We start from the raw sequence: 14,441 nt of genomic DNA, 5'->3' as shown, positions 1-14,441 counted from the left end.
GCTAGGTTTCCTGTCGTGAGGGGGTGAACCCCACACTAAAGACCCTCGTGAGCAGGGCAGGAATACATAACCACCACACCTCGCAAGCCCGTCACGGCCGGTTAAAGCCCCGCGCTGATCATGGCCAAACGGGTCAGGTGCCGGCCCAGTTCTTTTTCATCGTAGAAGCTCTTGAGAAACAGGCTCAGGTACAGCTCCTCACTCATGGGCTCGTCGGTCAAGACTTGCTCATGGGCCACGTTTAACGTGTCTGCCAGGTCTGTCAGGTTTTTCCTGAGTTGGGCGCTGGTGGTCAGGTTCTTGTGTTCCTCAGGCAATTGCTCATCGGCGGCCCAGGCGCTTTGAGCCAGGCGCAAGCCGTCGATATTTTCACTCGCCTGTGAATGTTGGCAGCTGATTTTTTGGTACTCGTCGGGGTGCGTGTCGCGCAAATAGTCGCTCCAAAAATACTGCTCAAGCATTTGCTCCACCAGCCCGTCGCCCTGCTCATCCTCGATCACTTTGTTGTAGGCAATCACCAGTTGCCTGGCTTGAACATTGCCGGTCTCGCGGTACAGCATGTGGTCCGCCAGCCAGGGCAGATCCAGGCGCGCCTTCAGGCCCGTCTGGTAGGCGCTGTACACCTCGACCTCATCCAGGGTGCCCGATACACCGTTGACGATGTCGGTGGTCAGCCGCAGTGCGGGGCCTTCACTGCCATCCTCATTGCGCGTGGGCGTGTTGAGGCGCGCCTGAATATCCCGATTGACAATGTGGTTGAGCTTGTCCAGCCGGGCCTTTTGTTTGGCCAGCCGCACCAGCGCGTTAACCCGGGCTTGCGGAGTGGGCTCGCGCAATGCCTCCAGCTTCATGGTTTCGATGCCCATGGCGTTGAACAAATGGGCGCCCGCATCGGCGCAGTGGGTGGGCGTGGCGGCGAGGTTGAAAAGTGCGGTGCGGGTGGGCTCGTCACAGTCGGCGGCCCTCAGCAGTCGCAGCACGTTAATGCGCAATTGCGTCAGGTTCTGCTGATAGCGCAACAGGTCGGCCGTGTCCTGCACGACCAGGGACTCCGGTTGTTGCTGGCTTCTGATGACCTCGAAAAAGCCCTGGGAGCCGTGTTCCCGCTCCAGGTTGTCCCAGACTTCCTGCCACGCCTGGCGTGGCTCGGCCGGCAGGTGGCCGAGCCAGTATTGACTGTCCAGTTCGCCTCGCGGGGGGTAGGTGCGATAAGGGTCCAGGCCAGCGGCGCGGCGGTAGCTGACCAGCCGGTCCTCGGCAGCGTGCTCAAGTTTGTTGCGGTCCAGGCGCGTGCGTGCCACCAGCTCCGCCGACGCGGAACCTGGCTCGACGATGGGCACTTGGGTAATGGCGGTGTTCAGCAGGTTCAAGTTGAAGTTTGGCGAACGGGGCAGTTCGAACAGACCCGTGGGCCACTGGTTGAGCTGGGTGTTATTGAGCATCAGTATGTGCAGTTCAGGCATGCGGCTGATGTCTGGCGGTACCACCAAATGTTCGTTGTGCGAGAGGATCAGCACCCGCAGATGCTGCAAGTGTTTGAACTGCTCAACGCTCTGTGGGGTCCAGCGGATCGGGTTTTGCGCCAGCCCCAGTTGCGTCAGACGAGGCATGCCGGTGATGGCTTGCGGCAGCGCAGTCAGGCGTTTGCCGGTGATGTCCAGGCTGCGCAGGTTGGGAAAGTTATGCAGGAACGCGCCGTCGGCAACGGTGAAATCGGTGCCCGCCAGGTTCAGGCTGGTAACGTGGTGCAAGCGGGTGTCGAGTGTGGGGAAGTTCTGTAAAAAGCCGTAGATGGTTTCTCCGCGCAGGTCCAGCTCGCTGCCCAACTGCCGGGCTCCGAAGTTCGTTTCGTAACCCTTGGCCGATTGCTCCCAGCCTTCCTGTATCACCTTGGCCACCCGCTGCCTGAACAGCTGTTCCGAGAGTGCCGGCCGACGTTGCTGGCTACCGGCGGCGTGAAGTTGCTGCCAGTTTTTCAGACCGTCAAGCAGGCTTTTTTTGCGGGTTTCGAGCTCGCGCAACTGGCGTTGCCCATCGGTCGAGTTCAGGGCCTGGGCATAGGCTGTCACGTCTTCCTCGGTCAGCGTCGGGTACAGGGCCTTGAGCCGGTCCTCAATGGTGTCTAAACCCAGCCTTTGACGCAGCGCGCTGAACAGCGGTTTTTGCAGCAGTTGCTGGGTATCTTGGGAGGCAACTGCGAGGGTCGGCCCCTCGGCCAGCGCGGTACGGCGTTGGGCGGGCGGTTGCAGGGTTTGCTGCAGCCACTGGCGCAACGCTTCGCCGTCGCCCGGCGCGAAGCCCAAGGTGTCACGGGGCACGGCTTGCAGTACGCCTTCATACAAATCCCAAGTGGTATCGACCGCTGCCCCGTGGAGCGCGTAGCGTCCTGGCGCGGTGCGTATCAGCAGCGTATCGGTGGTCGCGTCGTCCGGCCCCACGCGGCAACGTAATTGCCCGCTGGGCAGTTGCTCGCGGATGCTCAGGCGCAGGTTGCCGAAGGCGTCACTGTGAATTCTCAGGGCATTGAGCAGCAGCCGTTCGGTGTCGGGTGTAGGCGCGTCGCCCTGGTAAAAACCTTCATAGGCGTGGGTGGCGAGCGCTTCAAATTGCAACTCCCTGGCCTGGTGCTTGAGGCGCAATGGCAGGCGCTGTTCTTCGCTCATAAGGTGTACTTCAGCGGGGCGGGCCTGGGCCAGTATTGCTTGGGCCAGGCGGTCGGGCAGGGCGGGAAATTGCTGTTGCAGCAGCAACCCGTGGGCGCTGTTTGACTGGCGTTTGAAGCTGTACAGGTGCTCGAAGATTTCGTCCTTGCGCGAGGCTACATAAACGCTCAGGTGTTCGCGCAGTGCTTGCGCACGCGCGCAGGCGGTGGCGGGCAAGGGTTCGCCGAGCAGGGCGGCGAGTTCGGTCTCGTCCAGAAAACCCACCACCCGCTGCGCCAGCCGGCCTGCCAGTAAGTCGTCACGGCAGATGGCCAAGGTTTTATCCGACGGCGCCTGTAGCGCGCCATGTCGGATCGACTCGCCACTGAGGTCGGCCGCCTCAAACACGGCGATGGCTTTGTCGCTGGGCCAGCCGTGCATCCGCGTGACCATGTCGGCACACCAATACACCGCTTCATCGGTGTCGGCGAAGGGCTCGCTGAGGGTGTCGATGTGCTGCCTCAGTTCGAAACGATCGAGGGTGTCGGCCAGCAGCGGTGGCGGTGCCTGGTTTTCGCTGTACATACGCCGCAGCGCGCCGGGTTCGGTGCCACTGATAGCGCGCAACTGTTGCAACTGCGCGTCTGGCCAGGCAGCCGTCGCAGGGCTCAGGCGCTGGAACAACTGTGACTCGTCCCAGGCTCTGGGTTCCTCGCCCTCCAGTACAACGGCGCCGTGGCTGTTAAGCAGCACTTCGGGGCGATAGGCCTCGGCGCGGAGTGGATGGACGATTCGGTGCCGGCCAGTCTCGGCGTCCTGGCTGACTTCGTAGTGCGTGTGCTGCACGCGCAGGATTTTTTTACCGGCGTGCAGATGAAACCCGTGGGTGTCGGGTTGCGACTCGGCGCCCAAGGTCAGGTTTTTTTGTGCATAGGGGCTCAAGTCCGCCTGCCATAAACGCCGTTTGCCGTCGCTTCGGGTCACAGGTTTCAAGCCCTCGACGAAGGGCGACAGCTTGAGCTGGGCGAGTTGCCCGGCTGCGCCGAACGCAAGCAGTTGCAGCACGTTTTCTGTCACTGCAACCACGTGTTCAATCGCCTCTATGCCCAAACCTTCGGCCCAATCGAACAGGCCTTCGAACACCTCGTCGGCCACTTGGTAGGCGGTATAGGCCAGCATCAATTCGCCCAAAAAAGGCACGAACGGGGTCACCACCAGTAATGCTGCGTCGAGTATGCCCGAGAGGATCTTCTGCAGATTGTCCCACCAGGCCCAGCGCGCCATGCGGTCGGCGTAGGCGGTGGAGATGGCCAGCTCGCGGGCATCGTTGAGGGTCTTGTCGATTTTTTGCTGGTACAGGTATTCCCACAACGGCGTTGCCACACGCTTCACGCCAAATTGCAGGTTGGGGTTGTCGAGCGCTGTTTCGCGCCAGCTCGGTTGTGGGTCGCCAGGCACGTGTTGATGCCATTTGACTTGGCTCAGGCGCGAGCCTAACTGAGCGAAAAAATGCCCCCGGTATTGCTGCTCGATAAATCGGCTGAAGAACTGTTGGTAGTCGGGCTGACGCAATTTTTGCGTCAGCTCCAGCATGAAGGCGACGGTTGAGGCGTAGCGCTTGAGCGGGTGCTGCGGGTCGTCGGGCAGGTAGACGATAACGGGCACGGCCTGGCGGCTGTGTTCCAGGTCGGCGCCGATCAGCACAACCCCGGTCAATGTGGCGTCCAGCAGGCTTAGCGCATGGCAATGCACGGCCTTGCCGTCAAGGGTGAGTGCCTGGCGTTCGCTGATCAGCGCAGTGATCAGGCGGTGGTCTGCAGGCAGGATGTCGCCTTTCATCAGCGCCATTTGCGCTGCGACGTTGAGGGCCGCTTGATGGTTGCCGGTAACTCGCGCGCGCAGTGCGCCGTGCACCACAGGTTCGGTAAGCCCCAGGTAAAGCTCAAGGTCTTGGCGGTATTGTTCGCCGATGTCCAGGCTGCGAACCAGGGCGATGAACTGTTGGATCGTCACGGTGCTGTGCAGCGGTAAGACGTCGAAATGGCCGAACGCATCGGGCAGGGTGATGAATTGCGAATCGGCGCTGAACGCCTCGGTGTGGGCAAAATTGTGCAACGCGGCGTCGAGCAACGACACCGTACGGCTGTGCACGCCAGCGTTGAGGTTTATCACCCACCATGGCGCCTTGGCCGGGGCATACAGGCGCAAACAGGTGTTGTGTACATCCACCTCAAGGTTGTATTGCTGTTTCAGTGCGGCTTTTAACAAGGGCTCCGCGAACGCTTTGAGGTCAGTCACTGCGGCCAGTTTCTGGTCGACCAGGCGTTGGGTTTTCCAGTGTTCGGCCACTGCGGTTTTCAGCCGTTGGTGTTGCTCGGGCGAGGCGCTTTTATACCAGCCCGGAATATTTTTTCGGCTGGCCTTCAACGCGCTGATGCGTGCCGTAGACAAGGTTTTCAGCCAGTCGGGCAAAGCGTCCCGGATGAGTGCGTAGTGCTGGCCTTTATCGTCGAGGGCGGGCGCGGGAATGGCGGTCATGGTGTGTTTTTCTGTGCAAATGGGCACTCAGACTAGGCCCGCAGGGGGGCTTGCCTGGCAGTAACTGTGTATCGGTTGTGGCTGACGTTCAGGCGCTCAACAAAAAGCCCCGAGGTCGGGGCTTGTGGTTATTCAGGCGGTAGCCACTTTGGGCGACTGGCTCAGGCGTTTGTTGAACTCCAGCCAAGCCGCCAGCGCGGCCATCAATGCGGCGCCGATCAAGGCGGTAATAATTTGCACCGCGAAGGCATCGTTGGCCAGGGCGTTGACCATGTCCGCCAACGGCGCCAGCAGCACGCCGAAGCAGAACACCTCCAGCGAATAACGCCCCATTCGGCAGGTGTGCTGCGCCAGCCAGTGTTGGGTCCAGGCACGCCCCGGCAACAGTTTGGCGGTGACGTAAGCCAGGGCCAGAAAATGCAGCAGGCGCACAGGCGACAGATCCGTCTTGCTGATCGGGTAGAGCCATTCGCTGAGCGCGTACGGCATAAACGCATCGTGTACGTGTGGCCAACGCCAGGCGATCGTGATCACGCCGGCGGCCAGTACGTAAACCGCCGCCATCACCAACAACGGCTGGCGCAGCAGTGGCCGTTCAGCCTGTACGCGGGGTTTTTGCGCGTGAATTGCTGCCGCGCCGCCGAGTATAAACAGGAACTGCCAGGTGATCGGGTTGAAGTACCACACACCGTCGGCAATCGCGGCCAGGTTCCAGCCCAGCAAAGGTGCCAGCAGGTAGACCGCCATCGACACCGCGACCACCGCCCGGGTGTTGCGCAACAGCCACGGCAGCACTAACGGCAAACCCGCCAACAGCACGATATACAGCGGCAACGGGTCCATCAGGTTCGGCTTGAAGCGCAGCAGCAATTCATCCACCAGGGCTTGCTGCGGGTTGGTGATGAAGTGCGTCAGGCCCATCTCTTCAACCAGGTCGCGGGTTTCCACATGGCTGTTGGCGAAAAACACAATGCCCATCAACATCGCCAGCAGGAAGATATGCACCACGTACAACACCCACGTGCGTCGCAAAATCTTCAAGCAGGCCATCCAATACCCTTCACGCTGCAAGACCTTGCTGTAGGCCAGCACCGAGGCGTAGCCGGCAAGAAACACAAAGATTTCAGCCGCATCGCTGAAACCGATGTTGCGCAAGGTTATTTGACCCAGCGGATTGTAGGGAACGTGATCCCAGAAAATAAAGATCAACGCCAGGCCCCGAAAAAAATCGATGCGCGGGTCGCGTCCGTTCAGCATGGCGGCGGGCTCTTGAACAAATAGTTTAGTAATAACAGACGCAAGGCAGGCGTGTCGCAGGCAACACGTCTGAGGGTGGCAGGTTGGCGGTATTTGTAAGCAATTGCAAAAGCCGGGTATTGCTGAATGTCTCAACCGCCCAGCGGTGACCCTGTTAATTCTGACAGTAGACGCCGCTCAGGCGCCGTGGCTTGCTTAGCCTGGCCTCAACAGGATGAAGCAATGAACAGCGCGTGGAAGGGATTTTCCAGTTATACGGTCATTGGTGTTGCCAATACGCTGATCCATTGGCAGTTGTTTTTCGTCTTGCGCGGCGCTTTTGACCTCAGCCAAGCCACGAGCAATCTCGTCGCCTTCTGCACGGCGGCGTCTTTTTCCTTCTATGTGAATGCGCTCTATACCTTTGCCACGCCGGCCTCGTTGCCGCGCTATCTGGTGTTCATGCTGTGCATGGGCGGCTTGAGCCTGGGCGTGGGGGTGCTGGCGGACCACTGGCGGGTGCCAGGGATTGTCACGGTCGTGGTGTTTTCGCTGATCAGCTGGTGTGCGGCTTTTTTTTATCCAAGTGGGTGGTTTTTCGGGAGCGCGCGCAATGAAGATCTCACTGGTGGTGCCTCTGTTTAACGAGGAGAAGACGCTCGGCCTGTTTTATCACGCCATTCGGCATGCGCCTGCGCTGCGGGCACACACCGTCGACATCGTATTTATCAACGATGGCAGCACTGATTGCACCGCCGAGTTCGCCCGCGACATCGCCTTGGCTGACAGCGACGTGATGGTGATCAACTTCTCGCGCAACTTCGGCAAGGAAGCGGCGCTGTTTGCCGGGCTGGAGTATGCCCAAGGCGATGCGGTTATTCCCATGGACGTCGACCTGCAAGACCCGGTCGATGTCATCCCGCAATTGCTGGCTGAATGGCAAAAAGGCGCAGACGTGGTGCTCGCCAAGCGCCGCGATCGCGCCAGCGACAGCTACCTCAAGCGCCACAGTGCCTCGATGTTTTATCACCTGCTCAACCGCATCGCCTACACGCACATTGAGGAAAATGTCGGCGACTTCCGGCTGATGGACCGCAAGGTGGTGGACGTGATCAAGGCCTTGCCCGAACAGCAGTTATTCATGAAAGGTGTGTTGTCCTGGGCCGGCTTCACCGTGGCGATTGTCGAATACGACCGTGCCCCGCGCACCGCCGGCCAGAGCAAGTTCAACGCCTGGAAACTATGGAACCTGGCGCTGGACGGGATCACCTCGTTCAGCACCTTGCCGCTGCGCTTGTGGAGTTACATCGGCGGGTGCATTTCGCTGTTCGCGTTGGTGTATGCCGCGTACCTGATGCTGGACAAGTTGCTGTTCGGCAACGCGGTGCCGGGGTACCCGTCATTGATGACGGCGATATTGTTTCTGGGCGGCGTGCAACTGATTGGGTTGGGGATACTGGGCGAGTATGTGGGGCGTATCTACATGGAGACGAAACATCGGCCGAGGTATGTAGTGAAGGACGTTATCAAAGGCAACGTTGAAACCAAGGTTTGGGAGACAATCACTTGACGGCGAATCGGCAAATGGGCAGCGACGCGGGACGGGCTGCCGCGTGGTTGTCCCTCATTGTATTAGCGGTGGGCGTTCGATTTTACGACATCAGTGGGGCTTATGTTTCGTATGATGAAGCTTTTAGTGTCTGGATAAGTTTGTTATCGCCCGAGGCTATTTGGTTTCATACCGGAAAAGATGTCCACCCACCCCTCTACTATTTACTGCTGCATTACTGGATGGGACTGTTCGGGACGTCTCCTGTCTCTATCAGAAGTTTGAGTGCTGTGGCGGGGAGTGTGGCAGTTGTCTTGAGCGTGATGCTGGCTCGTCGTGTCATGAACGGTCGAGCTGTGATGATCAGCGGGCTTTTCGTGGCGTTGTTTCCTGCGTGGATCAGGTTGAGTCAAGAGGCTCGAATGTATGCGCTGGAAGGCATGTTTTTAACGGGGGCACTGTGGGCGCTGATCAGCTGGCTGAAGCAGCCGGACCGTTACCGATATTGTTTATTGTATGCCGCTTTTATGGTCGCGGCGTTGTACACGCACTACTATGCTGTGTTGGCAGCCTTGGCCCACTGGCTGTACTTGATTGTACTTCGCGTTCACCCTTGCATCAGGCAACGCTACATCACTGCAATGACCTGGTGGGTGTGTAACGTACTGATCGTGATTGCTTATGTGCCCTGGCTATTCAGCTTGTTTGATTTGCTGAAAAATTACGACAAGCTCAAGGCAGTGGGAGGCGTGGCGTGGCTCGGCAGGGGGTCGATTTATACTATTCCTGACACGTTTTGGTTGTTTTTTACTTTATGTTCGCCGTCCAAGACATCGGCGGCGCTTTATGCGTTAGTGCCGCTGTTGATGCTGTTAGTCGTTGGCCGGGTTGTGGTTAAAGACAGAACACACGTCAGGGGTTGCACAGGGTTGGCGCTGTACCTGTTTGTTCCGATGTTGTCGCTATTTTGCCTGTCCTTGTTTATGCCTGCTTATATTGAACGGTACGTGGCGTTTTCGGCAATCGGCTTTCCGTTGCTGTTTGCCATAGGGGTGGCCAGTCTAAGCCGCAAGAGCATTGTAAAAGCGGCATTATTGTTGGTTGCAGTGCTGGGGATGGAGGGTGTTGGGCTGGCAATGATTTATAGCCAGCAAGGTGAGATGGGCTACGGTAAAAGCCATCAGGTTGTTCGACTGAAGGAGGCAGTTGATTATATTAATGCTCATCGCAAAGACACCGATGTGGTAGTGGTGGGGCATGATTTCTTTTATTTTAGCTCGGTTTATTATAATGGCAGCGACAACGGCATGTATTTGTACCTGCCCTCATTAGGTTACGGCGGCTCCCATAGACCCAACGGGTATGGTCCGTCTACATTGATGTATGAAACCTGGGATGAGCACACCGTTTCCGATCCGGCTTACTTGCCGCCCGCCACGCAGCGGATCTGGTGGCTGACGGGAAGCTCAAGTGTGGCCGAATACCCTGCTTACCCTGGCGCTTGGCCAGAAGTTGACTACCTGCCGGCTGGAGAGGTTGAGGTACGTCTTTACCAACGACCCGCGCAATAATGTCGGGATTGATAAAGTGCTTCAGCACGGCAGGCGTCCTCAGGCAGTAGCGATTTCAAGCGGCTCAAAACTGTCCGCGCGTGCCATTTGCCACATGCGCGAATAGAACTCGCCGTTGACCTCGCCGGTGAGCAATTCGCCAGGTTTGAGGAACACGTGCAACTGCGAAAACAGCTTGATCTCGGTTGCCGACATGCGCCGCACCAAGTGCTTGGCCGACAACTGCGACGGATGGTCCAGGCCCGCGGCGGCGAGCATCTCGGCCAGCGCCTTGAGCGTGTTGCGGTGGAAGTTGAACACGCGCTGGGCTTTGTCCGGCACTACCAGCGCGCGCTGGCGCAACGGGTCTTGTGTGGCGACGCCAGTGGGGCATTTGTTGGTGTGGCAGCTTTGCGACTGGATGCAGCCAATCGCAAACATAAAACCGCGCGCCGAGTTGGCCCAGTCGGCGCCGATGGCCAACACGCTGGCAATGTCGAACGCGCTGACAATTTTGCCGCTGGCGCCGAGCTTGATCTTGTCGCGCAGGTTCAGGCCCACCAGGGTGTTGTGCACAAACAGCAAGCCTTCACGCAGCGGCACGCCCATATGGTCGGTGAACTCCACGGGCGCGGCGCCGGTGCCGCCTTCCTTGCCGTCCACCACGATAAAGTCCGGCAGGATGCCGGTTTCGAGCATGGCTTTGGCGATGCCCATAAATTCCCACGGGTGGCCCAGGCAGAACTTGAAACCCACCGGTTTGCCGCCGGACAGTTCACGCAACTGGGCGATGAACTGCATCATTTCGATGGGCGTGGAAAACGCGCTGTGGCGTGACGGCGAGATGCAGTCTTCGCCCATCAAAATGCCGCGCGTTTCGGCGATTTCCTGGGTGACTTTGTGCTTGGGCAGGATGCCGCCATGGCCGGGCTTGGCACCTTGGCTCATCTTGATTTCGATCATCCGCACTTGCGGGTCTTGCGCCTGCACAGCGAAGCGTTCCGGGTCGAATCGGCCATCGCTGGTGCGGCAGCCGAAGTAACCGCTGCCCAACTCCCACGTCAGGTCGCCGCCGTTTTCACGGTGGTACGGGCTGATGCTGCCTTCGCCGGTGTCATGCGCAAAATTGCCGAGCCTGGCGCCCTGGTTGAGCGCGCGAATCGCGTTGGCACTCAGCGAGCCGAAGCTCATCGCCGAGATGTTGAACACCGACGCCGAATACGGTTGCGTGCACTGTGGGCCGCCGACGATCACACGAAACGCATCGGGGTCGCTGAGCGGTGCGGGGCGCATGGAGTGGCTGATAAATTCGAAACCCGATTGGTACACATCGATCAAGGTGCCGAAGGGCTTGTCGGCGGTTTCGTTTTTGGCGCGCGAGTAGACCAGCGAACGCTGCGCGCGCGAGAAGGGCAGGGCGTCGCTGTCTGACTCCAGCAAATACTGGCGGATTTCCGGGCGGATGGCCTCTACCAAGTAGCGGATATTGCCCAAAATCGGGTAATTGCGGCGCACCGCATGCGGGCTTTGCAGCAAGTCGAACAGGCCAATCAGGCTGAGGATGCCGGTGACCACGGTGAAAGGCCACAGCCATTCATGCTGGATAAACGGCAGGCTGGCGAGGGTGAAAATGACGCACACGGCAAAGAAGGCGTAACGGCTTAGCAACGACAGGCTCATGCAGATTTCCTTGGTTCGGACTCATCAGGTACGCGGCCCGATCAGCGCGTGTGCGCCTGATCAGAGGTCAACAACAGCGCCGGCCGGGAGTTGATCCCTGGCGCGCTGTGCAGGTTTTTTCTTATGGGCTTCACGGTTTCAGCAGCGATTTCCAGCTTACGAGCGATGTCCTTGCCGGGGCAACCTTTGCGCATCACGCCGCCCAACTCGCGCGCATGGCTGTTGCAATCAGTTCTCGTTTGGGTGCATGATTTTGCGTTACTGTATAACACTAAAAATCCACCCAGACGCCCCGGAGGCCTCATGAAACCTGGTATCCATCCCGACTACCGCACCGTGCTGTTCCACGACACCGCCGCCGACGTGTACTTTTTGATCGGCTCGACCGCCGACAGCGATCGCACGCATCAACACACTGACGGCAACACTTACCCCTACATCCCGCTGGACGTGTCCAGCGCCTCGCACCCGATCTACACCGGGCAGCAGCGCAAGACCCAGGTTGAGGGCCGGATTGCCGGGTTCAACAAACGTTTCGCTGCGTTTGGCTCCAGCCCGAAAAAAACCGAGGCGTGAGCGATTTATGTGTCACCTTGGAGGCCGCGCCAGAGGTTGGGGCGGCTTTTTTATGCACTGACAGTGCGGGGCATTACCTTAGGCAAAACCAACTAAACTGTTGAGTAATCGCCAGGAAGGCAAACCCACACCGTAGGGAACGCACACCGACGATGCGAGGCGCTTATGGGCGAGTCAGTCACTTTCACCGATGAGCGCGCCGTGGTGCTGTTGATCGATGCCCACCCGCAGGTGCTGCACAGCCTCACGCAACTGCTGCACCATGAGCCGTTTGAACTGCACAGCGCCACCTGCGCCGCTGATGCCCTGGCGATTCTCGCCCGGCAACCCATTGACCTGGTGATGAGTGCCGCGCGCCTGCCGGACATGGACGGCGCTTCGTTGCTGGCGCATATCCATCAACACTTCCCGCACACGGTGCGCATCCTGCTGACCGGCGAGACCGACCTGACCCTGATCGTCAAAGCCATCAATGAAGGCGAAATCTACCGCTACCTCAGCAAACCCTGGAACGACGAAGAATTGCTCCTGGCGTTGCGCCAATCCCTCGCTCATCAGCACTCCGAGCGCGAACGCAGGCGGCTGGAGCAACTGATCCAGCAGCACAACGAGGAACTCAGGCAACTCAACGCCACCCTCGAAAAACGTGTGGCGTCGCGCACCAGTGAGTTGCAGCAAACCGCCGACATGCTCGACCTGGCTTATGAAGAACTCAAACACAGTTACGCCACCGGCACCGAGGTGTTCTCGCTGTTGGCCAACCTGCGCCTGCCGCGCGCCAAGCAGACCAACCGGCAGATCATCGAACTGGTGCGTACCTGGTGCGTGGCGCATGGCGTGGATTCGGCCAGCAACCGCGACCTGACCATGGCTGCCGCGCTTTACAACATCGGCAAGCTGAGTTGGAGCGACAGCATGATGGTTTCGCCCTCGGACATGCTGCACAGCGGCGACCGTGAGCGTTATCGCGCCTATGCCACGCAAAGCGAATCGTTGTTGATGACGCTGGAGCCGATGAAAGACGCTGCGCGTTTGATCCGCCATCACCAGGAACGCTGGGACGGCAGCGGTTTTCCCGACCATCTCAAGGGCGAGGCGATCCCGGCGGGTTCGCGGCTGTTGAAACTGGCGGTGGATTTTATCGAGCTGCAAAAAGGCCTGATTCTGGAACGCCAAATGAACAGCGATGAAGCGCTGTTATACATCCGCAAATACGCCGGGCGCCTCTACGACCCACAGATGGTCGAAGACTTTGTGCAGGTCTGCGCCACCTACGTTAATGACGTGACCCTGGGCGACCCCAACGTCAAGGTCCTCGGCACCCGCGAGCTGGAGGAGGGCATGGTGCTGGCGCGCAACTTGAATGCCGACAACGGCATGTTGCTGCTCAATGCCGGCAAAGTGTTGAACCTGCCCCTGGTGGATAAATTGATTGCTTTTGAAAGCATGGAAGGCGCGCGCTACAGCGTGTTCATCAAGGACTGCTAAGTCAATACACCTGGCACACCGCGCTCACTGTGGGAGCCGGGCTTGCTCGCGATGGCGGTGTGTGAGTCGATGAACATAGCGGCTGACCCACCGCTGGATTGCTGTACGCCCATCGCCGTGTGATCCTTGCGGTTTTGAGCTTCAGGTGATCGTTTCATGACCTCTACTATCCGCATCGCCGCCGCCCTGCTGATTGGCAGCGACGGCCAAACCCTGCTCGTGCGCAAGCGCGGTACTCAGGCGTTCATGCAACCGGGCGGCAAGATCGACGCCGGTGAACAACCCGCCGAGGCGCTGGCCCGCGAGCTGCACGAAGAGCTGAACCTGCGCATTAACCCTGATGACGCGCTGTACCTGGGCCACTTCTCGGCCCCGGCCGCCAACGAGCCGGGTTTCACCGTGCACGCCGAGCTGTTCCAGGTGCACATCGACGTGCCCGTAACCCCCGCAGCGGAAATCGAAGAAGTGCGCTGGATCGACCCGGCAGGCGATGGCGGCTTGCAATTGGCACCCTTGACACGCGACCTGATCCTGCCGTTTTATCGCGCATCGCTGACCCCCTCCGCTTGATTCGCAAGGGCTGCAACCTATGATAATCCGCGCGCTTGGCCCGCAGGATGCCGAGGCGTATCGCGCCTTGATGCTTGAGGCGTACGGCGCCTACCCGCAAGCGTTTACTTCCAGCGTGGCAGAGCGTGCGGCCATGCCGTTGAGCTGGTGGGAAAAGCGCCTGCACAGCCCGCTTGATCAGTTGCTCGGCGCCTTCGAAGGGCACGTATTGGCCGGCATTGTCGGCCTGGCCTATGAGTCGCGCGAGAAGGCGCGGCACAAGGTGACCTTGTTCGGCATGTACGTGAACCAGGTTTATCAGCAGCGCGGTTTAGGTCGACAGTTGGTCGAAGCGGCCGTCGCGCAAGCGCGCAAGCAACCGCGGCTCAAAGTGATTCAGTTGACGGTCACCGCGGGCAATGCCGCAGCTTTTGCCTTGTATCAGCGCTGCGGGTTTATCCAGTACGGCCTGGAGCCGTTGGCGGTGCGGGTGGGGGTTGAGTATTTCGACAAGGTTCATATGTGGCGCGAACTCAGGGGGTGTGACTGAGCGTTTGAGTGGCTGGATCAAGAGTGGTTGAAGCAGATCAAGGGCGGGTTTTGCATACACAGTAGATCTGCTTTTTTTGCTTT

The 14,441-nt window shown here is 59.3% G+C and carries 9 protein-coding genes and 1 pseudogene; 7 read left to right on the top strand and 3 right to left on the bottom strand.

The features are described from left to right. Nucleotides 1-101: 101 nt before the first annotated feature. Together F0169_RS02760 and F0169_RS02755 are read right to left on the bottom strand one after the other, a co-directional pair. Nucleotides 102-5,180: a dermonecrotic toxin domain-containing protein gene (locus F0169_RS02760; RefSeq protein WP_152745393.1), complete on the bottom strand. Its 5,079-nt coding sequence runs from the start codon at nucleotides 5,178-5,180 to the stop codon at nucleotides 102-104. A gap of 132 nt (nucleotides 5,181-5,312) precedes the next feature. Beyond that, nucleotides 5,313-6,437, bottom strand: a complete 1,125-nt coding sequence (locus tag F0169_RS02755) for an OpgC family protein (protein ID WP_152745391.1) — start codon at nucleotides 6,435-6,437, stop codon at nucleotides 5,313-5,315. A gap of 222 nt (nucleotides 6,438-6,659) precedes the next feature. Between F0169_RS02755 and F0169_RS02750 the strand changes: the two are divergent. The 3 genes and pseudogenes from F0169_RS02750 (at nucleotide 6,660) to F0169_RS02740 (ending at nucleotide 9,536) form a co-directional block, all read left to right on the top strand. After that, nucleotides 6,660-7,033: pseudogene (locus tag F0169_RS02750) on the top strand (GtrA family protein). Next, nucleotides 7,030-7,986, top strand: coding sequence for a glycosyltransferase family 2 protein (locus tag F0169_RS02745; RefSeq protein ID WP_152745389.1), 957 nt, complete (start codon nucleotides 7,030-7,032; stop codon nucleotides 7,984-7,986). Before F0169_RS02750 ends, F0169_RS02745 begins: the two are co-directional and overlap by 4 nt. A gap of 14 nt (nucleotides 7,987-8,000) precedes the next feature. Next, complete coding sequence (locus tag F0169_RS02740) at nucleotides 8,001-9,536, top strand: glycosyltransferase family 39 protein (RefSeq protein WP_152745387.1); 1,536 nt, start codon at nucleotides 8,001-8,003, stop codon at nucleotides 9,534-9,536. Nucleotides 9,537-9,575: 39 nt separating this feature from the next. Here F0169_RS02740 and F0169_RS02735 read toward each other — a convergent pair whose 3' ends face one another. After that, nucleotides 9,576-11,195, bottom strand: a complete 1,620-nt coding sequence (locus F0169_RS02735) for an FMN-binding glutamate synthase family protein (protein WP_152745385.1) — start codon at nucleotides 11,193-11,195, stop codon at nucleotides 9,576-9,578. Nucleotides 11,196-11,498: 303 nt separating this feature from the next. Here F0169_RS02735 and F0169_RS02730 point away from each other — a divergent pair, with 303 nt between their 5' ends. From F0169_RS02730 to F0169_RS02715, 4 genes are all read left to right on the top strand, one after another. Beyond that, nucleotides 11,499-11,771 (top strand): type B 50S ribosomal protein L31, encoded by a 273-nt coding sequence (locus tag F0169_RS02730; protein WP_152745383.1) that lies wholly within the window; start codon nucleotides 11,499-11,501, stop codon nucleotides 11,769-11,771. 165 nt (nucleotides 11,772-11,936) lie between these two features. Beyond that, nucleotides 11,937-13,259, top strand: coding sequence for a response regulator c-di-GMP phosphodiesterase, NosR family (nosR, locus tag F0169_RS02725; RefSeq protein WP_122252339.1), 1,323 nt, complete (start codon nucleotides 11,937-11,939; stop codon nucleotides 13,257-13,259). A gap of 156 nt (nucleotides 13,260-13,415) precedes the next feature. After that, entirely contained in the window at nucleotides 13,416-13,829 is a 414-nt protein-coding gene (locus tag F0169_RS02720) for an NUDIX hydrolase (RefSeq protein ID WP_122252337.1), read from the top strand. A 19-nt stretch (nucleotides 13,830-13,848) separates the two neighbouring features. Next, complete coding sequence (locus tag F0169_RS02715; RefSeq protein ID WP_152745381.1) at nucleotides 13,849-14,358, top strand: GNAT family N-acetyltransferase; 510 nt, start codon at nucleotides 13,849-13,851, stop codon at nucleotides 14,356-14,358. Nucleotides 14,359-14,441 lie beyond the last annotated feature (83 nt).

Origin of the sequence: Pseudomonas kitaguniensis, from assembly GCF_009296165.1 — a bacterium.
GTDB lineage: Bacteria > Pseudomonadota > Gammaproteobacteria > Pseudomonadales > Pseudomonadaceae > Aquipseudomonas > Aquipseudomonas kitaguniensis.
Note: the sequence above shows the minus strand (reverse complement) of the source record. Positions and strands in the feature narration are given on the sequence as shown.